The 25,127-nt window shown below is 59.2% G+C and carries 23 protein-coding genes; 11 read left to right on the top strand and 12 right to left on the bottom strand.

What is annotated here, in order from left to right; genetic code table 11:
- The first annotated feature begins 105 nt into the window (after window positions 1-105).
- The 3 genes from HQL44_00330 to HQL44_00320 are packed head-to-tail and all read left to right on the top strand — an operon-like array spanning window position 106 to window position 2,281.
- Window positions 106-933 (top strand): NAD(+)--dinitrogen-reductase ADP-D-ribosyltransferase, encoded by an 828-nt coding sequence (locus HQL44_00330; protein ID MBF0267014.1) that lies wholly within the window; start codon window positions 106-108, stop codon window positions 931-933.
- A gap of 8 nt (window positions 934-941) precedes the next feature.
- Window positions 942-1,853, top strand: coding sequence for an ADP-ribosyl-[dinitrogen reductase] hydrolase (gene draG / locus HQL44_00325; GenBank protein MBF0267013.1), 912 nt, complete (start codon window positions 942-944; stop codon window positions 1,851-1,853).
- The gene (locus HQL44_00320; GenBank protein MBF0267012.1) at window positions 1,850-2,281 is read left to right on the top strand and encodes a hypothetical protein; all 432 of its coding nucleotides are present in this window, start codon (window positions 1,850-1,852) and stop codon (window positions 2,279-2,281) included. The genes draG and HQL44_00320 overlap by 4 nt, the downstream gene beginning before the upstream one ends.
- 18 nt (window positions 2,282-2,299) lie before the next feature.
- Here HQL44_00320 and HQL44_00315 read toward each other — a convergent pair whose 3' ends face one another.
- The 3 genes from HQL44_00315 to HQL44_00305 form a co-directional block, all read right to left on the bottom strand.
- The gene (locus HQL44_00315; GenBank protein MBF0267011.1) at window positions 2,300-3,427 is read right to left on the bottom strand and encodes a hypothetical protein; all 1,128 of its coding nucleotides are present in this window, start codon (window positions 3,425-3,427) and stop codon (window positions 2,300-2,302) included.
- On the bottom strand, window positions 3,424-4,566 hold the full coding sequence (locus HQL44_00310; GenBank protein ID MBF0267010.1) for a hypothetical protein: 1,143 nt from the start codon (window positions 4,564-4,566) through the stop codon (window positions 3,424-3,426). Before HQL44_00310 ends, HQL44_00315 begins: the two co-directional genes overlap by 4 nt.
- A 236-nt stretch (window positions 4,567-4,802) precedes the next feature.
- Complete coding sequence (locus tag HQL44_00305) at window positions 4,803-5,936, bottom strand: hypothetical protein (GenBank protein ID MBF0267009.1); 1,134 nt, start codon at window positions 5,934-5,936, stop codon at window positions 4,803-4,805.
- A 185-nt stretch (window positions 5,937-6,121) separates the two neighbouring features.
- Between HQL44_00305 and HQL44_00300 the strand changes: the two genes are divergently transcribed.
- The 7 genes from HQL44_00300 to rfbA are packed head-to-tail and all read left to right on the top strand — an operon-like array spanning window position 6,122 to window position 13,554.
- Window positions 6,122-7,690: a hypothetical protein gene (locus HQL44_00300; GenBank protein ID MBF0267008.1), complete on the top strand. Its 1,569-nt coding sequence runs from the start codon at window positions 6,122-6,124 to the stop codon at window positions 7,688-7,690.
- A 35-nt stretch (window positions 7,691-7,725) separates the two neighbouring features.
- Complete coding sequence (locus HQL44_00295) at window positions 7,726-8,949, top strand: methyltransferase domain-containing protein (protein MBF0267007.1); 1,224 nt, start codon at window positions 7,726-7,728, stop codon at window positions 8,947-8,949.
- Window positions 8,949-10,145: an aminotransferase class I/II-fold pyridoxal phosphate-dependent enzyme gene (locus HQL44_00290; protein MBF0267006.1), complete on the top strand. Its 1,197-nt coding sequence runs from the start codon at window positions 8,949-8,951 to the stop codon at window positions 10,143-10,145. Before HQL44_00295 ends, HQL44_00290 begins: the two co-directional genes overlap by 1 nt.
- Before the next feature lie 8 nt (window positions 10,146-10,153).
- The gene (locus HQL44_00285; GenBank protein ID MBF0267005.1) at window positions 10,154-11,047 is read left to right on the top strand and encodes an NAD(P)-dependent oxidoreductase; all 894 of its coding nucleotides are present in this window, start codon (window positions 10,154-10,156) and stop codon (window positions 11,045-11,047) included.
- Window positions 11,037-11,612, top strand: a complete 576-nt coding sequence (rfbC, locus tag HQL44_00280) for a dTDP-4-dehydrorhamnose 3,5-epimerase (GenBank protein ID MBF0267004.1) — start codon at window positions 11,037-11,039, stop codon at window positions 11,610-11,612. Before HQL44_00285 ends, rfbC begins: the two co-directional genes overlap by 11 nt.
- Window positions 11,609-12,673: a dTDP-glucose 4,6-dehydratase gene (gene rfbB / locus HQL44_00275; GenBank protein ID MBF0267003.1), complete on the top strand. Its 1,065-nt coding sequence runs from the start codon at window positions 11,609-11,611 to the stop codon at window positions 12,671-12,673. The genes rfbC and rfbB overlap by 4 nt, the downstream gene beginning before the upstream one ends.
- Entirely contained in the window at window positions 12,670-13,554 is an 885-nt protein-coding gene (gene rfbA / locus HQL44_00270) for a glucose-1-phosphate thymidylyltransferase RfbA (GenBank protein ID MBF0267002.1), read from the top strand. The genes rfbB and rfbA overlap by 4 nt, the downstream gene beginning before the upstream one ends.
- Here the strand turns inward: rfbA and HQL44_00265 are convergent, their stop codons facing one another.
- Genes HQL44_00265 through ilvD form a run of 3 tightly spaced genes read right to left on the bottom strand, consistent with a single transcriptional unit; the run spans window position 13,555 to window position 18,532 of the window.
- Window positions 13,555-15,099 carry a glycosyltransferase gene (locus HQL44_00265; protein MBF0267001.1) on the bottom strand — a complete coding sequence of 515 codons (1,545 nt, stop codon included), beginning with the start codon at window positions 15,097-15,099 and terminating at the stop codon, window positions 13,555-13,557.
- Window positions 15,038-16,672, bottom strand: coding sequence for an AMP-binding protein (locus HQL44_00260; GenBank protein MBF0267000.1), 1,635 nt, complete (start codon window positions 16,670-16,672; stop codon window positions 15,038-15,040). Before HQL44_00260 ends, HQL44_00265 begins: the two co-directional genes overlap by 62 nt.
- Window positions 16,673-16,675: 3 nt before the next feature.
- Window positions 16,676-18,532 carry a dihydroxy-acid dehydratase gene (gene ilvD / locus HQL44_00255; protein ID MBF0266999.1) on the bottom strand — a complete coding sequence of 619 codons (1,857 nt, stop codon included), beginning with the start codon at window positions 18,530-18,532 and terminating at the stop codon, window positions 16,676-16,678.
- 250 nt (window positions 18,533-18,782) lie between these two features.
- On the opposite strand from ilvD, the gene HQL44_00250 reads away from it, so the two are divergent.
- Window positions 18,783-19,955: a hypothetical protein gene (locus HQL44_00250; protein ID MBF0266998.1), complete on the top strand. Its 1,173-nt coding sequence runs from the start codon at window positions 18,783-18,785 to the stop codon at window positions 19,953-19,955.
- Between the two features lie 9 nt (window positions 19,956-19,964).
- Here the strand turns inward: HQL44_00250 and HQL44_00245 are convergent, their stop codons facing one another.
- The 6 genes from HQL44_00245 to secG all read right to left on the bottom strand — a co-directional run bounded on the left by HQL44_00245 (window position 19,965) and on the right by secG (window position 25,092).
- Entirely contained in the window at window positions 19,965-20,321 is a 357-nt protein-coding gene (locus HQL44_00245; protein ID MBF0266997.1) for a septum formation initiator family protein, read from the bottom strand.
- Between the two features lie 147 nt (window positions 20,322-20,468).
- Window positions 20,469-20,783: a hypothetical protein gene (locus HQL44_00240; protein MBF0266996.1), complete on the bottom strand. Its 315-nt coding sequence runs from the start codon at window positions 20,781-20,783 to the stop codon at window positions 20,469-20,471.
- 215 nt (window positions 20,784-20,998) lie between these two features.
- On the bottom strand, window positions 20,999-22,276 hold the full coding sequence (eno, locus tag HQL44_00235) for a phosphopyruvate hydratase (protein MBF0266995.1): 1,278 nt from the start codon (window positions 22,274-22,276) through the stop codon (window positions 20,999-21,001).
- The gene (gene kdsA, locus HQL44_00230) at window positions 22,273-23,106 is read right to left on the bottom strand and encodes a 3-deoxy-8-phosphooctulonate synthase (GenBank protein ID MBF0266994.1); all 834 of its coding nucleotides are present in this window, start codon (window positions 23,104-23,106) and stop codon (window positions 22,273-22,275) included. The genes eno and kdsA overlap by 4 nt, the downstream gene beginning before the upstream one ends.
- A 2-nt stretch (window positions 23,107-23,108) precedes the next feature.
- The gene (locus HQL44_00225) at window positions 23,109-24,755 is read right to left on the bottom strand and encodes a CTP synthase (protein ID MBF0266993.1); all 1,647 of its coding nucleotides are present in this window, start codon (window positions 24,753-24,755) and stop codon (window positions 23,109-23,111) included.
- A 7-nt stretch (window positions 24,756-24,762) separates the two neighbouring features.
- Window positions 24,763-25,092 carry a preprotein translocase subunit SecG gene (secG, locus tag HQL44_00220; protein ID MBF0266992.1) on the bottom strand — a complete coding sequence of 110 codons (330 nt, stop codon included), beginning with the start codon at window positions 25,090-25,092 and terminating at the stop codon, window positions 24,763-24,765.
- Between the last annotated feature and the right edge of the window lie 35 nt (window positions 25,093-25,127).

The raw sequence follows: 25,127 nt of genomic DNA, 5'->3' as shown, positions 1-25,127 counted from the left end.
CTCCCCCACATCAGACATCAAAGAAACGGCGGATTTTGTGGCTGGCGCAGCCGGTCCGGAAATTGCATAAAGCTGTGGATTGATTCAAAGACGGGGGCGTCAAAGGTGGCTCGGCCGGATGAAGAAGCCGCAAGGGGGCACAGCACCAATCTGATCGGCATACCGACGGGGCTTTTGGCCTCGGTGGCCTATAACGACTATCCCGTGGCCTTGCACATCGCGGGCGTGCGCGAGACCAACAAGGGCCTGTTCCAAGAAATGCTGCCCCGGGCGGAAAGCATCGAGGAAGCCGCCTGGGCCTTTCAGGAATGGATGGGGTCCATGTTCGGCCTGGAACCTGAGCAGCTGGAAAAAGGCGGCGGGGCCAAGGAAAAGAAGCGCTTCCGTTCCAGTTATCTGCGCTTGTTGAAAGGCTGGGGTTTCGAAACCAACACGCCGGAAGGCGCTGTCATGAAAGGTTGGGTGGAAAGCCGATTTGGCCTGTTTCCCACTTTTCACAAGGAACCGGTGGGACGCGTGGGCAGCAAAGGCTGGGTGGCCTATACTGAAGAAAAGATGTCCAGCCGCTTCCATTCCAATTCCATCTATCTGCAACTGGACTTGCTGTATGAATTCTGCCAATGGTCGCTGGCGCGCTTTTTTCTGTCCGGTCGCAAGCATCTGACGCTATATAGAGGCGTGAACAGTTACGAGGAGCAGGTTCTGGTCGAGCGCATCGACAAACGCACCATTGTCGTGCGGCTCAACAATCTGAATTCCTTTTCGTCTTCGCGCGACATTGCGGGCGAATTCGGCGATCACATCCTGGAGGCCCTTGTGCCAGCATCTAAAATTCTGTTCTTCAACGCCCTTCTGCCTACCGCGCCCTTGAAGGGCGAACATGAATATATGGTCATCGGCGGCGATTTTCGCGTTAAGGCGAGCTATTTCTAATGGGCAAAATGATTCTGACCGATCACATCAAGCGCCGCGCCATGGGGGCCTATCTTGGCCTGGCGGTCGGCGACGCCCTGGGAGCCACCGTCGAATTCCTGACCAAAGGCGAAATCGAAACGCAATATGGCACCCACAAGAAAATGATCGGCGGCGGCTGGCTGAAATTGAAGCCCGGCCAGACCACCGACGACACCGCCATGAGCATTGCGCTTGGAAAGGCGCATGTCGAAGCCAATGGATACGACCAGAAGATCGCTTGCGAGAAATTTCTCGATTGGCTGAAAACCAAGCCCGTCGATGTCGGCAACACCTGCAGGCGCGGCATTCGCCGCTATATGACGGAAGGAACGCTTGAAGCGCTGCCCAATGACGGCGACGCGGGCAATGGCGCCGTCATGCGCATTCTGCCCACGGCCATCGCCACGCTGGGCGCTCCGAAAACCTTCGAGAGCTGGGCGCTTTCCCAGGCCCACATCACCCATAACCACCCTTTGTCCGACGCAGCCACGCTGACTTTGGGACGCATGGCGCAGTCGCTGATCCTGGGCGGCGGCATCAAGGCGGCGCGCGATCACGCCAACGCGCTGGTCGAATCGCACCGAACCTTCCGCTTCGATCCATATAAGGGCCAATGTTCGGCTTATGTGGTGGATACGGTGCAAACGGTTTTGCACTATTTCTTTCGCACCGATTCATTTCGCACATGCCTGATCGAAGTCGTCAACCAGGGCGGCGACGCCGACACCACGGGCGCGTTGGCGGGCATGCTGGCGGGCGCCACCTACGGCATCGAAGACATTCCAGACGCTTGGCGCGAAAAGCTGGAAGAACCGGCCCAGCGCGAGATCGAGCGCCAGGTGCCGCATCTGCTGAAAATTGCCGAAACCGTATCTGCCGCGGAAGGATCATCGTCATGAACGTCACCTTCTGGGAAAAGCCCGGATGCAAGGGCAATGCCCGCCAGAAAGGTTTGCTGGTCGCATCCGGCCATCGACTGGACGTCAGAAACCTTCTTGAAGAGTCGTGGACTCTTGATTTGCTGAATTCCTTTTTCGAAGGTCTTGAAACCAAGGACTGGTTCAATCGCTCGTCGCCCCGCATTAAGTCGGGTGAAATCGTGCCCGAGAATTTGGGGGCATCGGATGCGCTTAGGCTGATGCTGACCGACCCGCTGTTGATCCGCCGCCCCCTGATGGAAGCCGACGGCAAGCGCTGCGCCGGGTTCGAGCCGGAACGTCTGAAAGGTTGGATCGACATCCGCCCAGACCTGTTGGCTGGACAAAGCCCGCCGGAAACCTGCACCGGCCCCAAGGAAGGCTGCGCACTTGTCGCTGAAGACGAATAGCGGCCTTGGCGGCGAGAATCAAGCCGCCGAGACGAAAACGAACGCCAAGCCGGTGGCAATGAACAAAATCGGGAAGGCCCATGACAAGAACAGAAATGCCTGTTCCTGCACATAGACTCCGAACCAGCGCGCAGGCAATTTGTAGCGGTAAAACACGACAGTTATGATCGTGCCGAAAGCCAGCGCCACGTAATTCAAGCCCAACAGTCGCGTCACCGTATTGTCGCCCGAACTGAGCGCCGGAAAGGACGAACTGAAGGTGAAGCTAAGCGCAATGACGGCGAATAGGCCGCCGATGATGACATTGCCAAGCTCGAAGGCATCGACATCGAATTCGCCGTCTTGCGCGCGATTCATCCAGGTTGCCAGAAACGGGATCAACAGAGATGCGAAAAGCGGAATGAAAATGGTGGCGATCGAGCTTGTCGCCACGCGACTCACTGTCAGCGACGCCACGATCTTTGCATAGCGGTCGCCGTTCCATCCATTGACCAGTTCGCGCTTAAGGCCAACCAAACCGGTGGACCAACCATCGAGTTCGGCGTTTTTGGATATGCGGCTGAATCCAACATCGTCGCTGGTGAAATTCATATCCACCGTTTCAACCGTATCTTCCTGCACCACCATGACGATTTCCAGATTCTGGCGGTCGAAGGGAAATCGCGAGGTTTCAACCGGCGTTTTGTAGGTCGCCGTTATTCTGTCAATGACCTCGACCATGCCATTGGGAAATATGCGCAGACGACGTTCAGAGAAGGCTGGATCGCCCACACGATTGACATGGCGAATGGTTGGCGTCCAAATCTTGGCAATTTCTTTTTCCGCCGCCGAAACGCGATATTCCTTATAGCCGCGCAGGGCCTCTTTGGCAGGATAGCGCAACCGGGAATCAATCCATGTCAGGCGAAGATCGACCGTTGCCTCAAACGTCCCGGCGTTGTCATCGAACGATTCGAGGTGATTGAAGAACAGGGCCGGGCGAACGACAACCGGCAGGCCGTTTCCATGTGGAATCGATACAACCCGCGAGGCTGCGTCGTCTTGCGCCGGGGAAGCCGCATTGGCCAAAGGTGCCGCAAGAAAGAACGCCAGCCCAGCCAGGGCGAAAACAATCTTTGCGGCACGTCTTGTCGCTGCAGGGATCATTCCGCGTTCCCCTTCTTCTTGTCATGCGCAGATCTGTCGGCAAGCCTTTCGCAATTTTGTGCTAGTTCGCGCATTTCCTCGCACCAGGATTCAACGCCGGGAAGATCGCGCCCACGCTCGCCATCGGCCAATGAAGCCACATGTTCGTTCAGCACTTCAAGTGGGCGCATGATCATGCCCCGCACGACGACAAGGATAAAACCGATCAGCAGAACCGATGAAACCAACCCCAGCAACACCTGCCACACCACCGCCTGACCGTCGGCAGAGCGGGTCTGGCTGAAATCGCTGGCGATGGCCATCACGCCGATCCGCTTTTTGGCGTAATTGTAAACCGGCTGCAGCAAAACGCCGTATGGAACGCCATTGGCTTCGCGCAAATAGTGGGCGCTCTCGGTCACATTGACGTCGGCGTCGCCCACCAGCGCTTGAAGCAATGCAGGATGTGTGGAATGGAACTTTATGAAGGCGCCGACGCGGTTTTCATCATTGAAAATATCGCCTTTCAGCGACGTGGCGGTTGCATGCAGAATTTTTTCATCGACGAAGAAGCCAAGATCAAAGCCATAGGCCCCCTTGAGTTCATCAAGCAGCGGCCCAATTTCCATGGCCATTTCGAAGCTGCCAATATTCTTGCCGGATTCATCCGTCATCGGCAAGGCGCCGAACACGCCAATTCCCGAGGTGGTTATCTCGATCCCCTTGCGAATGGTTTGGTTGGCGTTGACTTCTACGATCATTGGCCGATAGGCGGATTGGTCTTCTCCGAATTTGTCGGGATTATGCACCCGCAGAAACGACGTTGCCGGCGACAGTTGGAACTGAGCCTGGCTGATGCCGTACTTTTCATGCTGAATGCGGAAGGCGTTTTTCGTAGCCGACAAAAGTTCCGCCCGGTTGCGTGCGGCAAAAGCCTTCTTGACCGCAGGCATGGCCGCCATCATTTCCGCCGCGGCGATGGCCTTGCTCTCGGCGCCTAAGAGTTTTGAATGCAGGGTCTGTTCCATCAGGGTGAACTGGCCCTCTTCGAACGAGGCCGTCATCCGATGCGAAATCAGATAGCTGACAAGTGAAACCGCCGCGATCACCACAATCACCGACCGCGTCATCACGGTCAGGGCGTTCTTTCGAAAGGTCATGCGGCACATCTCCAATCAAATGGATGCCGTCACGAAGCAAGCGCCCCATGACGGCAGAAAATCTATCCGCCCGATTTCGACCGGGCAAGTTCGGCACAATATATATCATGAAAATTTGTCGTCCCAGCGCCAATCGGACGGATGCACCCAATCCGTTTCGCATACAAAATCGTCCCGCCACATCGGGGCAGAGACAAAAATTCAAATCGTTGGGAGACGCGCTAAGTGATCGCTTACTAAACGGTCTGATTGAACATGAAGTTCATCAGCTTATTGTCGCCCAGGATGGAGCCGAAAACCTCGGTATATTGGCCCTGGGTTTGCGCGATCGAGGCGATGCTGGTGACGGCGCCCTCATATTCACGCTTAAGCTTCGCCGCAAAGCTGTACTCTTCCTGCATCTGGGCGATCAACGCCTTGGTCATCTCGGACTTATTCTGAATGGTCGTGTTTTCCAGAATGTTGTATTGGCCCTCGGTCGTCACTTGCATGGCGGAAAGCTGCGCCACCATCATTTCCGCATTCTCGAGCGCATCCTCGACTTCCGAAGCCGCCTGGGCGATGCCTTCTGGCGAATCGAAGCCGCCATATATCCAGCTTTGGCCGACATTGAGGCCGCCCTTCGAGATGGTGCCCGTATAATCGACGCCATCGACATTGAAGGAAATGGCGCTGTTGGCGTAATCGGTGTCGGTTCGCGTGATCACCTTGCTGGTCGCCGAACCCGATCCGGCCGCCGCCGTCTGGGCCGTCGAGAAAGTTGTATCGATGTTCAAGTCGGCAGCGTCGTAATTGTCGTAACGCTTGATGCTGTTTTGCATATCCGGAACCCAAAATTTACCGTCGCTGTCGGTAATCATGTAATCCACGGACATGTTGTAACCTTGCAGCGTCACCGCCGTGCCGCTTTCGTCCACCTTCAGGTCGTAGTCCCTGGCTTCGTAATTGGTGCGGCTTTTGGCGCCCAGAAGGTTGTAGACGCCCGCCCTTTCTTGCACTTCGGAATTGATGGCGGCCAGCTTCTTGTCGAATTCCTGGGCGTAATAGGTCGGATCGCGGTCAGCGCTCTCCAATAAAACCTTGAGGTCGAAGATCAAGTCCTTGATTTTCTTGGCGCCCTCAACGGCGCCGCCGATGGACTCGACGGCATTGCTGACGCCGCCACGGACCATGGAAAGTTTCTCGTTCTGCGCTTCGTAATATTTGGCGCGCGAGTCGTAAACTTCGCTGCGAGCCTCGCTGGCTTTTTCAATCTTGGCCTTGTACTGCTCGGTGATCTTTTCGTAGATCACGTCCTGCATCGACTTGCTGGAGAATGTCGAAGACGAAGACGACAGAATGGAAAGCCCGCCGGCATAGTCGATAGCCATTACCACCTCCTGGCGCGATTGCGCGCAGGCACCGGCACCGCTCGCGATTGCCCGCAAGCCGACCAACAGAGCATCAAGGAGGAAAGCAACGTCGCAAGAACGAGCATCATTTTGAACATCCTGTTCACTTGCCGCCTATCCGACGGCCACGCCGCATTCAGCAGCCACACCTAGAATATACGCGCATGAGCGTTAATTTTCAATGGACGCAAGAGCAAAGCTCGGACAATCTCGCCCCCATGCCAGATACTCAACGATTCCCAGCCATTGGCGCAGATTTAGCAAAGCGCCATCTGTTTAGCGCCGTCAGCTTGGCCATTTTGGGTCTGCTGGCTTGGCTTTTCATTCATTATATTGATTTTGCTTCATATTTCGATCACGGCGAACCCAACATGGCCTCGCGCTCCTGGCGCGTCGCCCAGGGCTTGCCTGCCTATATGCCCCCAGACGCGCCTGATTTTCTGCTGACCGTTTACGGCCCCCTGCCCTATCTGTGGAACGGCTTCTGGCTTACCCTTTTCGGCGGCTCGATTGCCGCCAGTAAATTGGGGGGCATTCTGGCGGCCATCGTAACCCTGGCCGCCTTCGCCCACCATGTTTGGAACAGGTTTGGCCAACTCTGGCTGGCGCCGGGATTGGCGCTGTTGGGGGCGGGAATGCTCATGGCAACCCCCTATAGCTTCTGGACCAGGGCCGATCCGATCACTTTGATGATCGCCAGCCTGGGCCTGACCGCCAGCGCCCAGTTCGGGCGCTCCGGCAAGGTCTGGTGGGCCGCCCCTTTGGCGTTAGGCGCGGCGGTCGGATTGGCCATGAATGTAAAGGCCCATGGATTTTTGTTCCTGGCGCCGCTAGCACTTGGCTTTGCCGCCAGGCGCTGGCTTCTGGCTTGGCCGCTGGCGGCATTTTGTGCCGCCGCGGCTTGGTACATGCCATTCCTGCACCCATCCTTTCCGCTTGATCTGTATCTGGGCGGCCTGTCCAAGGTGGTCGGCGTGCGCGGCATCGAACCAGATCTGCTGCTTTACGCCCTGAAACGCATGCTGCCGTTTCTGACCCCGCTTTTGCTGTTGCCTTGGGCCTGGAAGGGGTTGGAGCAGAATGAACGGCTTTATGCCCTTGGCTATGGATTATGCGTTCTGATTGGACTTTATCCCGCATCGGTGGCGGGAAGCGCTTGGTATCAACTGGTCCCCTTCCTGCCCATCTGGGCCGATTTATGCCTGCGCCTTGGCCGGGCCGCTCTGCCCGCCAGCCCAAAACGCCTGACCGGCGCGCTGTTGCTTCTGATCCTGATCCCTCTGTTCTTGGGCTGGCCCGCTCAGCGGCGCATGCATAAATACATGAATGAAAGAGCTTGGATGAGCGAAGCCAAGGCCGAGATAGAGGGTATCCTGACCCGCCATCCCGGCCAATCGGTAGAAATGGGCTTCGGGCGCGACGTGGCGGAAACCTACCGCGCCACTTTCTTGAAGCCCATGCTGGCCTTTGCGGGCCATCCCAACACCTTCGATGGCTGGTCGGACATGGAAGCCGCCTTTGTCGGCCTTCCCCCATCGGCGGCCAGACGAGAACGACTAGCCAAATGTCAGACCGACTTATGGCTGATCCCCGCCCAAGAGCAGCCGTTCACTATGTCCAGCGTCTTTTTGGGCCAGGATTTCCTGTTTTCCTACCGTCAAGCATTTCTGGAAAGCTACGAAGCCAAGGAAAAAGGGCGATTCTTCGACCTCTGGGGCTGCCGGGGCGGTTGATTTCCCCTTCTCAAGAAGCTAGCTTGCCGCTTGCCATGATCTATTCTTGCCGCATCTGCCAAACCCCTGTCGTCCCCTTCATGTCGTTCGGTCGCATGCCGATCGCCAACGCCTTCCTGCGCTCGAAAGCCGAGTTCGCGGGCGAGTATTTCTACGAACTGAAACCGGCCCTTTGCCCTTCCTGCAAATGCTTTCAGATCGTGGAAATTCCCAGGCCCGAGCAGATGTTCCATGATCATTATGCCTATTTCGCCAGCACTTCGGCGGTGATGAGCCGCCACTTCGCCGAGATGGCCGAGGATTTGAAGAAGCGCTACCTGACCGGTCCCGACTGTTTCGTGACCGAGATCGGCTCAAACGACGGCATCACGCTGCGGAACTTCGCCGATGCGGGCATCCGGCACCTGGGAATCGAGCCATCCGCCAATGTCGCCGAGGCTGCCAGAGCCAAGGGAGTTCAAACCCTATGCGCCTTCTTCGGCGTCGAAACGGCCAAGCAGATCGTGGCGGAACACGGCAACGCCGATCTATTCATCGCCACCAACACCATGCACCATATCGAAGACATCAATGCCGTGGCGGCAGGCGTTGCCATCTTGCTCAAGCCCACCGGCGTTATGATCCAAGAAGACCCCTATCTGGGCGACATGGTCGAAGACTGCGCCTATGACCAAGTTTACGCCGAACACATGTATATCTGGTCGATCACGGCGCTGAACAACGCCTTCGGACGCCATGGGCTGGAAGTGTTCCATGTCGAGCACAATGACCATCATGGTGGCTGCATGCGCTACCATCTTGGGCGCAAAGGCGTGCGTTCCCCTTCGCCTGAACTGACTGCGGCCCAGGGCAAGGAACAGCGGTTGGGACTGGACAAGGCGGAAACCTACCTGCGCTTCAAGCAGCGCTGCGAGGAATCGCGTGATCGTCTGATGAACCTGATCGACGGGTACAAACGCCAGGGCAAACGCGTCGTGGGCTATGGCGCCACCGCCAAAAGCGCCACCGTCATCAACTGGTGCGGCATCACGCCCGAGCACCTGGATTGGATACAAGACAGCACGCCCGCCAAGCAAAACACCTTCGCGCCGGGCAGCCACATTCCCGTCGTGGCGCCTGATCAATTCCGAGCCCAGCCGCCCGATGCAGCCGTGCTGTTCGCCTGGAACCATTTCAAGGAAATCGACGCCAAGGAACAGTCCTGGCGGGCGCAGGGCGGCAAGTGGATCATGCCCGTGCGCAAAGTGGAGATCGTCTGATGCGTGTTTTCTATGGGCAAGCCATTTATGGCGAAGAAGAGATCGCCGCCGTCATCGATGTGCTGCGCAATCAGTCGCTGGCTCTGATGACCGGACCCAAGGTGGCCGAGTTTGAAGGCAAGATCGCGGCCTTGTTCGGAAAGCGCCATGGTTTGATGGTCAATTCCGGCTCGTCGGCCAACCTGCTGGCCTTTGCCGCCCTCGACCTGCCCAAGGGGGCCGAGGTCATCACCCCCGCCCTGACCTTCGCCACGACGGTAGCGCCTCTGATCCAACTGGGTCTTATGCCGGTCTTTTGCGATGTGGAACCCGACAGCTATGTCGTGGACACGAAGCGCATCGAAGCGCTGATCGGCCCCAAGACCAAGGCGCTGATGATTCCCAACCTGATCGGCAATCTGCCCGACTGGGTGGAGTTGCGCCGCATCGCCGACAGCCGCGGCCTTTACGTGATCGAAGATTCTTGCGACACGCTGGGCGCCACCATTTCGGGTCGCCCCACCGGCACCCTGGCCGACATTTCCGTCACCAGCTTCTATGCATCGCATGTGGTGACCGCCGCCGGTTTCGGCGGCATGATCAGCATGAACGACGAGGGCTTGGCGCGCCGCGCCACGCTTTTGCGCGGTTGGGGCCGATCCAGCAGTTTGATGGGAGAGACCGAAAGCGTCGATGCCAGATTCAATGCCGAGGTCGATGGCATTCCCTACGATTCAAAATTCATTTTCGAGGGCATAGGCTATAATTTCCTGCCCTCTGAAATCTCGGCGGCCTTTGGGCTGGCCCAGTTGGCCAAGCTGGAGGGCTTCATCCAAACCCGCGAGGCCAACTTCCAGGCCTTGCTGCGTTTCTTCTCTCAATATGAGAACTGGTTCATCCTGCCGCGCCAGCGCAGCGACGTGCGCACCGGATGGCTGGCCTTCCCGCTGATTGTGAGGGACGACGCCCCTTTCACCCGGCGCGATCTGCAGATCCATTTCGAGAAGCGCGACATTCAAACGCGCACCGTTTTCACCGGCAACATTCTGCGCCAACCGGGCTTCAAGGGCATTGCCCACCGGGCCGATCCCGAAGGATTCGCCAATGCCGATCGCGTGATGCGGGGCGGCATTCTGATCGGTTGCCATCAGGGGCTTGACGCCAAGGCCCTGGCCTATGTCGAAGAAACATTCCGCTCTTTCGCCAAGACATTCTAGGTCCGACGATGCGCCGCGCTTTGCTCACAGGTGCCACCAGCTTTCCGGGAATGGCCCTTGCCGAGCGGCTTTTGAAATTGGGGCTTGAGGTCCACGCCATCGTGCGCGAAAAGACCGACACGACAGGGCTGGCCCGCCAGGGCGTCTTCTTGCATCCCATTGACGGAACGGCCACCTCCATCGACGAAGCGGTGCGCAAAAGCCGCCCCAACATCACCTATCACTTGGCCAATCTGTATTTGCGCGATCCGGCTCCCGACGACATTCAGCGCCTGATCGACGCCAACGTCACCCTGGGCGCATGCCTATTGGACTCGCTGATCCGGCGCGATTTCATCAACTTCGTCAATGTCGGCACCTTTGCCCAATTCTACCAGTCGCAAACGCCCAGGCCCTTCAATCTGTACGCCGCCAGCAAGGAAGCGTTCGAAACGATCCTGGCCTATCATGCGGATCTGGGGCTGAACGCGACCACGCTGATTTTGTTCGACACTTATGGCCCCGGCGACAAGCGCGCCAAACTTGTGCCCTCGCTGATCAAGGCGCTGGAAACCGGCGCTCCCTTGCCGTTGCCCGCCGAAAACATGGTGATGGATCTGACCTATCGCAGCGACGTGGCAGAAGCCTTGTATCTGGCTGGCGCAGGACTGATCGGAAGGCAGCAAGATTGGCAGAACCGACGCTTTGCCGTATCCGGATTCAGGCACGCCATTCGAGATGTCGTCGTCACGCTGGAAGAGGTCGCCGGGCGCAGCATCAACAAATTATGGGGCGAATGGAAGGTCCCCGCGCGGCATATCGACATTCCTTGGCAAGGTCCGCAAATTCCCGGTTGGAAAGCTACCGTCAACTTGAAGGAGGGGTTGCTGAAAACCTTGATCGCGGGTCCCCATGCGCCTTGAAGACACCGCCATCCCCGATGTGAAGATCGTGCACCTTGACCCGCACGCCGATGCGCGCGGCCTGTTCGTCGAAACCTGGGATGCCGCGAAATTCGAGGGCCTGGACATTTGCCAGAACTGGGTGCTGGACGGACTGTCGCGCCAGAACAGAAAAGGGACGGTGCGCGCCCTGCATTTCCAAACGCCGCCCCGGGCGCAGGCCAAACTGGTGCGCGTCGCCAGGGGCAAGGCGTTGGACGTCGCCGTCGATCTCAGGCAAGGGTCGCCCAGTTTCGGTCAACATGTGGCCGTCGAGCTGGATGAAACCGACTGGAAGCTGCTTTACATACCCACGGGGTTCGCGCACGGTTTCTGCGCCATGCAAGACGGCACCGAGCTGGTCTACAAACTGTCGTCGCCCTACAGCCCCGAATGCAACAAGCATGGCCTGTTGTGGAATGATCCCGACCTTGCCATCGCTTGGCCGGTGGCCGAGGACGAAGCCATTCTGGCAGAACGCGACACAACCTTTCCAAGGCTTAAGGATTTGCCGCCCCTCTTCGGGCGTTTCGGTGGCGCGCCATGAAGATTCTCGTCACCGGCGGGGCAGGTTTCATCGGCGGCGCGGTGGTGCGCCGCCTGATCAGCCAAACGGCGCATCAGGTGGTCAATCTCGATGCGCTGACCTATGCGGCCAATCCGGCCTCGCTTGCTGCGGTCGCGACGCACGAACGCTATGCCTTCGAGCAAGCCGACATCCGAGACAGCGCTGCCGTTCGCTCCGTCCTGGCCAAGCATCAGCCCGACGCCATCATGCATCTGGCAGCGGAAAGCCATGTCGATCGCTCGATCGACGGCCCGGCTGAATTCATCGACACCAATATCACCGGCACCTATCGCCTGCTGGAAGAGGCGCTCGATTACTGGCGCGGCCTTGCGGGCGAGAGGAAGGCGGCCTTTCGCTTCCATCATGTATCCACTGACGAGGTGTTCGGAAGTCTGGGGCCAAACGATCCCGCCTTTACCGAGACCACGCCCTACCATCCGCGCTCGCCCTATTCGGCGTCAAAGGCGGCATCGGATCATCTGGCGCTGGCCTGGCATCATACCTATGGCTTGCCGGTGGTCCTGTCCAATTGCTCGAACAATTACGGACCCTACCAATTCCCCGAAAAGCTGATCCCCCTGATGATCGTGCGCGCCCTGGCAGGCCAGCCCCTGCCCGTCTATGGCAAAGGCGAAAACGTGCGCGACTGGCTGTTCGTCGATGACCATGCCAGCGCCTTGATTTCCATCTTGGAAAGTGGGCGTCTGGGCGAAAGCTATCTGGTGGGCGGCAGATCGGAGAAACGCAATATCGATGTCGTCGAAACCCTATGTCGGCTTATGGACGAACTCGTCCCCGCCTCGCCCCACAGACCGCATGCGCGTCTGATTTCGTATGTGACAGACAGACCCGGTCACGATCATCGTTACGCCATCGATGCGACAAAACTGCAAAATGAGCTAGGTTGGCAGCCATCCGTTTCGTTTGAGCAAGGATTGCGCAATACCGTCATTTGGTATCTGGACAATCGCGGCTGGTGGGAGTCATTGGTTGAAAAGCACAAGGCGACCCAACGCGCTGGCACGGGAGAAAAGCGGTGAAGGGTATCGTACTAGCTGGCGGTTCGGGCACGCGCCTGCATCCAATGACCAAGGCGGTGAACAAACAACTGTTGCCTATCTACGACAAGCCGATGGTCTATTACCCACTGTCGGTGCTGATGCTGGCAGGCATCAGGGACATTCTGCTGATCACGACGCCGGACGCCATTGAGCGTTTTCGCCAATTGCTGGGCAACGGATCTAATCTTGGCCTGAACATCTCATACGCTGAACAGCCGCAACCAAACGGCCTGGCCGAGGCTTTCATCATCGGGCGCGAGTTCATCGGCCAGGATTCAGTCGCCATGGTGCTGGGCGACAACATCTATTACGGCCACGGATTGCGCGGCTTGGTGCAAGAAGCGGCGCGTTCGAACCAGGGTGCCACCGTTTTCGCCTATGAGGTTGCCGATCCCGAACGCTACGGCGTCGTCAGTTTCGACAAATCAGGCAAGGTCACCAAGCTGGAAGAAAAACCCACGGCACCGGAATCCAACTGGGCGGTGACGGGTTTGTATTTCTACGACAACCGGGTTTGCGATTTGGCGGCCTCGCTGAAACCCTCGCCCAGGGGCGAGTTGGAAATCACCGACCTCAACCGTCTTTATCTGGAACTGGGGGCGCTGACTGTCCAACATCTGTCGCGCGGCTATGCTTGGCTGGATACCGGCACGCATGATTCACTGCTGCAGGCGGCGCAATTCGTGCAAACGGTGGAATCCCGCCAAGGACTGAAGATCGCCTGCCTGGAAGAAATCGCGCTGCGCATGGGGTTCATCGATCTGGCCCGTTTTGAAAGCCTGATCGCCCCTTACGGCAAAAGCGGCTATGGCGACTATTTGAAACGCATTGCCGCCGAAACGAGGCGGATGGCGGAATAGCTATTCCTGCGCAACAGCCTTGGCGAGAATGCCATCCAGTGTCGGGCGCGGGCGGGCCAATACAAAGATGCGAAAACCGAACAATCCCCGCGACAGCTTTAGCAGCAATCGGTCGAGCGCTACTAAAATCTTGGTAACGCCATTGTCGCCCAGGGCCAGCTCGAATGGCGCGGGAACCGCCTGCACGCTGGTGACTTCGAACCCTGCTTCCTCCAGCAATCTGGGCAGGCTTTGGAACGTGAACAGGCGCGTATGGCTGGCGTCCAGAATGCCCCGCTTGCCGTAATTGAAATAGCCGAACAGCAATTGAAGACGGTTCAGTATGAAACCGATATTGCCAGCCGTGACGATGACTTGGGTTTCAGGCTTTGACCCCAGGCTTTCATGCAAGCGTTCCATGAAATGCTCGGGTTCCTTCAGATGCCCCAGCAAATCGAGCAGCAGAACGCAATCGAAGTGGGTGGGATCAACCGGCAAAGGGTCGCGATCAAGGTCTGAGGGCGTGAAGCGATCATACCCGCGCTCCTTGGGTGGCGCATGTTTGTCGATGCCGGCGACATGGCAACCCTTTTCCTTCAATGCCGCCCCTACCAACCCATCGGACGAACCGATATCCAACACCTTGGCCTGGGCGGGTACGGTTTCGACCGCCATGCGATGAGCCTCGGTAAAAGTCATCTTGCCGACGTGATACAGCACTTCGCGTCCCTTGGGCGACACGTCGAATTTGCGCTGATAGACCAAGCTCAGGCGCTGCAACTGGCCCAACGTCGCCTGCTTGACGATATCCCAGGCATATTTGAATCCGTTGACGTGGCTGACTTCTTCGCCATAACGGGTGGGAATGGGAAATTCCTTGATCCTGAGGCCAGCGAAGTGAAGTTGCACGATGATTTCCGTGTCGAAATGGAAATCGTTGGAATTGAGATGAAAGGGCAAACGCTCCAACGCCTTGACGGAATAGAGACGCAGGCCCGAGTGGAACTCCGACAGATCGGTGCCCAGCACCCAATTCTCGAAACGGGTCAGCACCTTGTTGCCGACATATTTATACATCGGCATGCCGCCTTTCAGGGCGTCGGCGGGAACCATCATGCGTGAGCCGAAAACGGCATCGGCTTCGCCCGCCAGCAAGGGGCGTACGAATTCCGGCAATTTTTCCGGCGGATACTGGCCGTCGCCATGGATCAGGCAGATGGCGTCAAAGCCTTCGCGGATGGCATAGCGCATGCCCAGCTTGACGTTGCCGCCATAGTTCTGATTGACCGGATTGCGTAGGATGGTAGTGGGAAAGGGCAACGGCGTCGATTTTTGGAATTCCAGCGCCATTTCGGCAGTGCGATCCCTCGACGCATCGTCGATGATCAGTACATGCGTGTCGAATTCCTTCAGTTCTTCGGGGATTCGCTTCATCGTATCCTGGATGAACCGCTCGGCATTGTAGGCCAGCAGAAAGACCAGAACCCGATTGCCTGACACGCGCTTACTCCATCTCTTTAAGCAGATACCTTTGAATCTTGCCGGTGGCGGTCTTGGGCAATTCATCCAGAAAACGCACCAGGCGGGGATACTTATAAGGGGCCACGGCGTTTTTGACAAATTCCTGAATGTCGCGGGCCAGATCCTCGCTGGGGGTGACCCCATCTTTCAGAACCACGAAGGCCTTGACGATCTGGCCCCGCTCGTCGTCGGGCGCTCCGACCACCGCGCATTCCTTGATTCTGGCATGCTCGATCAGAATCTGTTCCACCTCCTGGGCCGAGATATTGTAGCCCGACGAGACGATCATGTCGTCGCCGCGGTCGATATACCAGAACCAGCCGTCGGCATCCTGTTCGAAAATGTCGCCGGTGACGTTCCAGCCTTGTTTGACATAAACTTTCTGACGTTCTGGATCGTCGAAATAACGGCAACCCACCGGCCCCTTGACGGCCAGCCAGCCTTTCTCGCCCAATGGCGCAAGATTGCCGTCCTGATCGACGATGCGCGCCGTATAGCCGGGCAACAGACGCCCGGTGGCACCGGGCCGCTCCACCCCCAAAGGCTGGGCGATGAAATGGTTCAGCATCTCGGTCGAACCGATGCCGTTGACCAGCCGATGCCCGGTCGCTTCGATCCAATTGCGGAAAGTGTGATCGCGCAGATGCTCGCCCGCCGAAGCGCAGAAACGCAGACTGGACAGGTCGTATTTCTTGGCCTCGTCCATCATGGCGTTGTACGAGGTCGGCACGGCGAAAAGCGACGTCACCCGATGCTTGGCGATGGCGTTCAAGATGGCGTCGGGGGCCGCCTTGGGCAGCATGACCGAACAGCAGCCATGGCGCAGCGGAAAGGCGATGAAGGCGCCGAAGCCGTATGAAAAGGCCATCGACGGCGAGCCGGTATGCACATCGCCCGGCTTGATGCCGAAATCCCTGGGCCAGCATTCGGCAACCGCGATCACATCGCGGTGATAATGGACGGCGGCCTTGGGCTGGCCGGTGGTGCCCGATGTAAAGACGATCAGCGCCGGATCGTCGGCTGAGGTATCGGCCACCTTGCCGCCGTTCGGTTTGGCTTCCAGGGCGCGCTCGAAATCGCCACCGCCGGTTCCCACGGGATGGAACAGGCCAACCTTTGCAGGCTCGCCCGCCTTCTCGGCGGCCAGGATCATTTCCTCGGCCAGCGACGCCTCGCATAGCGCATGGCGGATATTCACGCGTTCCAGAATGAAGCCCAATTCCTTGGCGCGCAGCAAAGGCATGGTGGTGACGGCGATGCCGCCAGCCCGCACGACGCCCAGCCAGGACGCCAGCAGCATGGGAGAGTTCGTGCCACGCAGCAAAACGCGATTGCCGGGCACCAGCCCCCAATCCTCGACCAGCACGCGGGCGATGCGCTCCGAACGGTCCTTGAGATGGGCAAAACTCCAGACCGTGCCTTCCCAGATGGTGGCGGGCTTGTCGGCAAAACCCAGCGAACAGGCGCGATCCACCAATTCAGAGGCGGCGTTCAAGCGATCTGGCCAGCCATGCAGATGCGGGGCCGAGTAATCGAAATCGGGCATCTGGCCCGGCAAGGGCAGACGATCACGCACGAAACGGTCAAGATGACCGCTGGCACCCCCCGGAGCAGGCATCGGTCAGACCTTGCGGGTCAGATTGGACAGATCGCGCACGGCGCCCTGGGCAGCGCTGGTCGCCATCAGCGCATAGGCCTGAAGCGCTTGCGAAACCTTGCGGTCGCGGCCCACGGGCATCCAGGCGTCGGCCCCCTTGGCCAGCATGGCGGCCCTGCGGGCCGCCAGCACGTCGTCGGGCACGGCCAATTGAATGCGCCGCTTCGGAATGTCGATCTCGATCCGATCGCCGGTCTCGACCAAGCCGATCAGGCCGCCTTCGGCGGCTTCCGGCGAGACATGGCCGATCGACAAGCCCGCCGTGCCGCCCGAAAAGCGCCCGTCGGTGATCAGGGCGCATTCCTTACCCAAACCCATCGATTTAATATAGCTGGTGGGATACAGCATCTCTTGCATGCCGGGTCCGCCCCGAGGCCCCTCATAGCGCACGATCACCACGTCGCCTGCCTTGACCTTGCCGTTCAAGATGGCTTCGACAGCTTCGTCCTGACTGTTGTAAACCTGGGCGGGACCAGCAAAGGTCAGGATGGAGGCATCGACGCCCGCCGTTTTGACGATGCAGCCCTGCTCTGCCAAATTTCCAAACAGCACGGCCAGACCGCCATCCTGGCTATAGGCGTTAGCACCCTCGCGCAGGCAGCCATGCTTGCGGTCCAGATCAAGCGACCGATAGCGCTTGGATTGCGAGAAGGCCTTGATGGTAGGCTTGCCGCCCGGCGAGGCGCGATAAAAGGCCGCCACTTCCTGCGACTTCGTGCGCATGACGTCCCATTCCTCGAGCGCCTGGGCCAAGGTGGGGCTATGCACGGTGGGCACGTCGCGATGGATCAGCCCCAACCGATCCAGCTCGCCCAGAATGGCCATGATGCCGCCCGCGCGATGCACGTCTTCCATATGGAAATCTGGGGTCGAAGGAGCCACCTTGCATAGATGCGGCACCTTGCGCGACAGGCGGTCGATGTCGTTCATCGTAAAATCGGTTCCCGCCTCGCGGGCGATGGCCAGCAGATGCAAGACGGTATTGGTGGAGCCGCCCATGGCGATATCGAGCGCCATGGCGTTCTCGAAGGTCTTCATGCTGGCCAACGAACGCGGCAGAACCCTGGCGTCTTCGTTCTCGTACCATCTTCTGGTGATCTCCACCGCCAGATGGGCGGCGCGCACGAACAATTCCCGTCGGTCGGCATGGGTGGCGACCAGGGTGCCGTTGCCGGGCAACGCCAAGCCCAGCGCCTCGGCCAGACAATTCATGGAGTTTGCAGTGAACATGCCCGAGCAGGAACCGCAGGTCGGGCAGCTTGACCGCTCATAGGCGGTGACGTCCTCGTCGCTGGTCGCCGGATTGGCTGCCTGGATCATGGCGTCGATCAGATCGACGGCGCGGGTCTTGCCGCCGATCACCACCTTGCCCGCTTCCATCGGCCCGCCGGAAACCATCACGGTGGGAATGTTCAGACGCATGGCGGCCATCATCATGCCGGGCGTGATCTTGTCGCAATTCGAGATGCAGACCATGGCGTCGGCGCAATGGGCGTTGACCATATATTCGACCGAATCCGCGATCAGGTCGCGCGACGGCAGGCTGTAAAGCATGCCGCCATGGCCCATGGCGATGCCGTCGTCGATGGCGATGGTGTTAAACTCCTTGGCCACGGCCCCGGCCCGCTCGATCTCGCGGGCCACCATCTGGCCGATCTCGCGCAGATGCACATGGCCGGGAACGAATTGGGTAAAGGAGTTCACCACGGCGATGATCGGCTTGCCGAAATCCTCGTCCTTCATGCCGGTGGCGCGCCAAAGTCCGCGGGCGCCAGCCATGTTGCGGCCATGGGTCGAGGTGCGTGAGCGCAGGGCAGGCATCTGGAACTCCTATTATTCTTGGACCGGCAGAGAATAATTGGCACGCACTGTCTTGCATACCCCCCGCCCGCGCATGGGGGTATGCATTTTATGTTGCCCCTCAGGTGCCGGGCGCGCCCTCTGGGCGCTTGGCTTCCACGCCATCAGGCGTGCGGCCCCTTGGGCCTAGTCGCTTCGCTCCGAGTTGTCCCTCAGGTGTCGAGCGGGCCCCGCCTTGCAAATGCCATGATTTCCACGTATCTGGAACGCCATGCGCAAATCAGCCCTGATCCTCGCCTTTCTCGCCCTGGCCTTTCCGGCAAATGCCGAAGACGCCCAAGGCTTCAAAAACCGCCTCGGCCAGGCCTTGGCGGCCTGGACCCAGGACAAACCGGGCGAGGGCAAATTATCCTTCGCCGAACCGATCCATGTCCTGCCCGCCGTATCCGGTGGTTTTACGGTAAAAGTGTCGGAACTGGCCTGGCTGGCGCCGACCGGAGGCAACAATCTGGCGACCATCGATTTCGGCCCGGCCGAGTTCCTGATCGCGCCGTCTCAAGGCGGTTGGGCGGTCACCGGCCATGTGTCGGACATGATCCGTTTCGTGGCGGGCGGACAGGTCAGGGCCGCCGCCAAGATCGGCCGCAACCGCATCGACGGGTTGTGGGACCCCAAGCGCGAGGTCTTTGCGAAACTGAAGATCGATCTGGAAACGGTCGGCGTCGAATTCGCCTCGGGCGACAACATCACCGCCGCCAGCGTCAAGCTGAACGCCAGCAGCCCGGATGGCTCTTTCCAGGGCGTCGTCGATCTAATGAACTTACACGGCTACCGCGCCGCCGACCGCACCGTGATCAAAATCGATCAAGGACGCCTGGAACTGGCGCAAAAGCCGTTGAAGGAAACCGGGCGGCTGAATTTCGCCTGGCGCCACCAGTCGCCCGCCCCCAGCACGCCGGGCGCGCCGCAGGAAATCAACCCAACCCAACTAAGCCTGAAGGGAATCGTCGATCCGTTCGACTGGCGCGAAGCCCTGGCCCAGCTAGTGCCCGCCGCCGCCGACGGTTCGAACCCGTTCGGCAAGGCGCTGTGGTCGCGGATCGAACCCATCTTGCACCGACACAACGCGAAACTGACGCTGACCGATGGGCAAGCCCGTTCGGCGCATCTGACCGCCAAGCTGGTGGGCGATGCCCGTTTCCCGCCCAAGGCCCCCACCACCGGCGCCTTTACGGCGAAACTATCGGGCGTCCAGGAGAGGCTGAAAGGACTGAGCCAAGGCGGCTCGGCAGGCCTGCTGTCGTCAATGGCGGTTTTGGGAATCCTGAGCGCCACCGGCATCCCGGACGGCAAAGGGCAACTCGATTACAAAATCGACATAGCAGCCGATGGACAGATTATGCTGAACGGCAAGAAGGCTGGCGGATTGCTGCCGAAACTGTAAGCCTTCGACCTACGGATTTCCATTCAGGAAGATAACGCGCTCACCCTTGCGGCCCATGCCCAATTCGACGCGGGCGCGTTCCTCGATCAGGTCGGGATCAAGCGAACCGGGCTTCAGGCCAGAGACCCGGGAATCCCAAGCAGTTCTTTCTGAATGGACGACGACGAAGGTCTCTTCCGCCTGCTTCAGCTCTTGCTTCAAATGAAGGAGCCGGACCACACCCCGATCGCCTTGGATGGCGTGGAATCCGAAATAGGCGCACACACAAAGCCCCAGCAGGGATGGCAGGATGGCTTTCAGCCGCCGACGCAGTTCTTGCATCGTGTTCATGCCATCCACGGAATCACGCCCGAGTCGCGGCGTCAAGAGCCTATTTATAAAAAAGTTATTTGGATTCAGTGTGTTCGCAAATGTTCTGTATTTGGATTCTTGTTCCGCGACTCGGATCGTTCTCAACTCGATATGTTCTGCATAGTCAACATATAGATACAAACCTAGCGCCCAACCCCTGGCTTAGTGGCGGAAGGCCCGCATCGGGTCGTCGATCACCTGACCCGTCCTGGCATCGATGAAGACTTTGTTCCAGCCCTTGGCGGCGGTCAGAATCTTGGCTTCGTACTCGTTCGAACTGACGCGCTTCAAAGGCGACACATGCAAAGCGCCCTGGGCCACCAGCAATTCACGGATACGCTCGGGCGAAAGCAGGTTCTGCGAAGCTGCGGCTTCGCTGGCCGGGGCTGTCGTCTTCATGGCGTCATTGGCGTTGGCAGCCAGGGCAATGGCAGGCGACAGAGCGATGGCCAAAGCCAGGGTGGAAATTTTCATCATGAGATATCTCCATTGAGTGGTGAACTTGCGTGGCGAAGATTGTCTGAACCATCAAAGCCGCACAGTGTCGAACGTCACACGACTATTGTGACCTTCATCACACGCATGAAGATGCCTGACCGACGCTGAATGAGGGCTGAACCCAAAATGAATTCTGTCTGAACGAAAAAGGGGAGCGCCGATAACGCTCCCCTTCATGCGAATACGTAAAATTCTTAGCGCTTGAAAGCGCCGATACCGGGATATTTGGCGGCACCACCCAACTCTTCCTCGATGCGGATCAGCTGATTGTATTTCGCCATGCGATCCGAACGCGACAGCGAACCAGTTTTGATCTGTCCGCAATTGGTGGCCACGGCCAAATCAGCGATGGTGGAATCTTCGGTCTCGCCGGAACGATGGCTCATCACCGCCGTATAGCCCGCCTTGTGGGCCATCTCGACAGCTTCCAAGGTTTCCGACAGCGAACCGATTTGGTTGACCTTGACCAGGATCGAATTGCCGATCCCCTTCTTGATCCCCTCGCCCAGACGCTCGGGGTTGGTCACGAACAAATCGTCGCCCACCAGCTGAACCATGCCGCCCAGCTTCTCGGTCAAGAGTTTCCACCCCGCCCAATCGTCTTCGGCGCAGCCGTCCTCGATGGAGACGATGGGATAGGCTTTGACCAGCTTTTCATAGAAGCCGACCAGCCCTTTGGCGTCATAGCTTTTCTTGGCGCCTACCATTTCATATTTGCCGTTCTTGAAGAACTCGCTGGAAGCGCAGTCGAGACCCAGCACCACATCCTTGCCGGGCTTGAAGCCAGCCGTGGCTATCGCCTTCATGATGAAGTCGAGCGCTTCCTCGGCGCTTTTCAGATTGGGCGCAAAGCCGCCCTCGTCGCCGACATTGGTGCTGTGGCCAGCTTTCTTCAACTCGCCCTTCAGGGCATGGAACACTTCGGCGCCATAGCGGATGGCCTCGGCGCAAGTGGGGGCGCCCACCGGCAGGATCATGAATTCCTGAATGTCGATGGGGTTATCGGCATGCGCGCCGCCATTGATGATGTTCATCATCGGCACCGGCAGCGTGCGGGCGAACGTGCCGCCGACATAGCGGTACAGCGGCAATCCGGCCTCTTCGGCCGCCGCCTTGGCCACCGCCAGCGACACGCCCAGAATGGCGTTGGCGCCCAGACGCTTCTTGTTCTTGGTGCCGTCCAGCTCGATCATCGTGCGGTCGATGGCGACCTGATCTTCGCCGTCCATGCCCGACAGCGCGTCGTAGATTTCGCCATTCACGGATTCCACGGCCTTCAACACGCCCTTGCCGCCATAGCGCTTCTTGTTGCCGTCGCGCAACTCGCAAGCCTCGTGAGCGCCGGTCGACGCGCCCGAGGGAACGGCGGCGCGCCCGAAAGCGCCGGACTCCAGAATGACATCCACCTCGACGGTGGGATTGCCGCGCGAATCAAGAATCTCGCGGGCGTGAATATCGATAATGGCGGTCATGACGCATCTCCTTGTTTGGCGATTCTGTCGAAGGCTAGCAAATTCGAAAGCAGCTTGGGCATATCCCTAAGCGCGATCATGTTGGGGCCATCGCTGGGCGCATGATCGGGATCGGGATGGCATTCGATGAACAGTCCGGCCACGCCGATGGCGACGGCGGCGCGGGCCAGCGGCGGCACCATGCTGCGGTCGCCGCCCGAGGCGTTGCCCTGCCCGCCCGGCGATTGCACGGCGTGAGTGGCGTCGAAAACGACCGGATAACCGGTGCGCTCCATGATGGGAATGCCGCGAAAATCGACCACAAGCGTGTTATAGCCGAAGCTGGCGCCGCGTTCCGTTAAAAGAATGTTGCCGTTGCCGGTGCTGGCCACCTTGGCCGCCACATTGGCCATGTCCCAAGGCGCCAGAAACTGGCCCTTCTTCACATTGACCACGCGCCCGGTTTGGCCCGCTGCCAGCAACAGATCGGTCTGGCGGCACAGAAAGGCGGGGATTTGCAGCACATCCACCACTTCGGCCACCGGGGCCGCGTGAATGGTTTCGTGAATGTCAGTCAGCACGGGGCAGCCGAACTTCTGCTTGATCTCGGCGAAGACCGGCAGCGCTTTGTCCATGCCCATGCCGCGTTGCCCCGACACTGATGTGCGGTTGGCCTTGTCATAGGACGCCTTGAAGATCAGGCCGATGCCCAAGTCAGCCGTCATGCCCGCCAACGCCTCGGCGCATTCCATGGCGTGATCGCGGCTTTCCATCTGGCAGGGACCGGCGATCAGGGCCAGCGGCAAATCGTTGCCGAAGGTCACGTTCCCGACAGCGACGTGACGGATCATGATTACACCAATCGGCTTTGCGCCACGGCGGCCGCGATGAACGAGGTGAACAAGGGATGCGGCTCGAACGGGCGGCTTTTCAGTTCGGGATGGAACTGCACGCCGACGAACCAGGGATGGTTGGGGATCTCCACGATCTCGGGCAGCAGGCCGTCGGGCGACATGCCCGAGAACAACAATCCCGCCTTCTCAAGATCGTCCTTGTAGTTCAGGTTCACTTCATAGCGGTGACGATGGCGCTCGAAGATCACGTCGGCGCCGTAAATTTCGCGCGCTTTCGATCCCGGCTTCAGATGGCATTCGAAAGCGCCCAGGCGCATGGTGCCGCCCAGGTCGCCGCCCAGACGGCGCACTTCCAACTGGTTGCCCTTCATCCATTCGGTCATCAGACCGACCACCGGCTCGCTGGCTGGGCCGAACTCGGTCGAGGAGGCGTCGGGATGGCCAGCCAGATGGCGCGCCGCCTCGATCACCGCCATCTGCATGCCGAAACAGATGCCGAAATAGGGAACATTGTGCTCGCGGGCGAATTGCGCCGCCGCGATCTTGCCTTCGGTGCCGCGCTCGCCAAAGCCGCCCGGCACCAGAATGCCATGAACGCCTTCCAGGCGCTGAAGCGCCCCTTCCTCGGTCTCGAAGATCGAGGCATCCAGCCAATCCAGCTTCACCTTCACATTGTTGGCGATGCCGCCATGGGTCAGCGCTTCGGAGAGCGACTTATAGGCATCGAGCAGCACGGTGTATTTGCCGACGACGGCGATGGTGACCTCGCCCTCTGGATGGCGAACGATATTGGTGATGCCGCACCAGCGGGACAAGTCCGGCTCCTTGCCGTCGTCCATGCCGAAATGCTGCAGCACAGCGCGGTCCATGCCTTCTTCGTGATAGCTGATCGGCACCTGATAGATATTGTCGACATCGAGCGCAGGCACCACCGCTTCGGGGCGCACGTTGCAAAAAAGTGCTATCTTGCGCTTCTCGCCCGCCGGAATGGGACGGTCGGCGCGGCACATCAGCATGTCGGGCTGAATGCCCACAGAAAGCAGTTCCTTGACGGAATGCTGTGTCGGCTTTGTCTTCAACTCGCCCGCCGTGGGGATATAGGGCAGCAAGGTCAGATGCACGAACATGGTCCGCTCGCGCCCCAACTCGTTGCCCAACTGGCGGATGGCTTCCAGGAAAGGCAATCCTTCGATATCGCCGACCGTGCCGCCGATTTCGCACAAGATGAAATCGGCGTCGCCGGTGTCGGACAGCACGAATTCCTTGATGGCGTCGGTGACGTGCGGAATCACCTGCACGGTGGCGCCCAGATAGTCGCCGCGCCGTTCCTTGGCGATCACGGTGGAATAGATGCGCCCGGTGGTGATGTTGTCGCTTTGGCGCGACGAGACGCCGGTGAAGCGCTCGTAATGGCCAAGGTCGAGATCGGTCTCGGCGCCGTCGTCGGTAACGTAGACCTCGCCATGCTGATAGGGACTCATGGTCCCCGGATCGACATTGAGATAAGGGTCCAGCTTGCGCAGGCGGACCTTAAGCCCCCTGGCCTGCAACAGCGCGCCCAGCGCCGCTGAAGCCAGACCCTTGCCAAGCGAGGAGACGACCCCGCCCGTGATGAAGATGAAGCGGGGTTTTTTGGGCTCCGTCATGAAGCCCTCAGCGCGCGACGGGAGCGGAAGGTTCCACCGGCTTGGCCGGTGCGGGCAAAGCCGCCGGAGCTTCCTGCGTGGCGGCAGGCTGATCCATGATCGAACGGTCGACCCGTTTGCTGTTGGCGATCAGGGCCAGTCCCAGGCTGGTCAGGATGAAGCCGGTAGCCAGAATCGCCGTGGTGCGGGTCAGCAAGTTGCCTGCCGAGCGGCCAGTCATGAACCCGCCGCCGCCGCCACCCATGCCCAGCACGCCGCCCTCGCTTTTTTGCAAAAGGATGACGCCAACCAAACCGATGGCAAGCAACAGATGAATGACCAGAAGAACGTTTTCCATGACGACACCGAAAGCCTTGAGTTGTGCCGTTTTAA

The organism is Alphaproteobacteria bacterium, assembly GCA_015231795.1.
GTDB lineage: Bacteria > Pseudomonadota > Alphaproteobacteria > Rhodospirillales > WMHbin7 > WMHbin7.
This window is presented reverse-complemented; position numbering and strand designations above follow the sequence as displayed.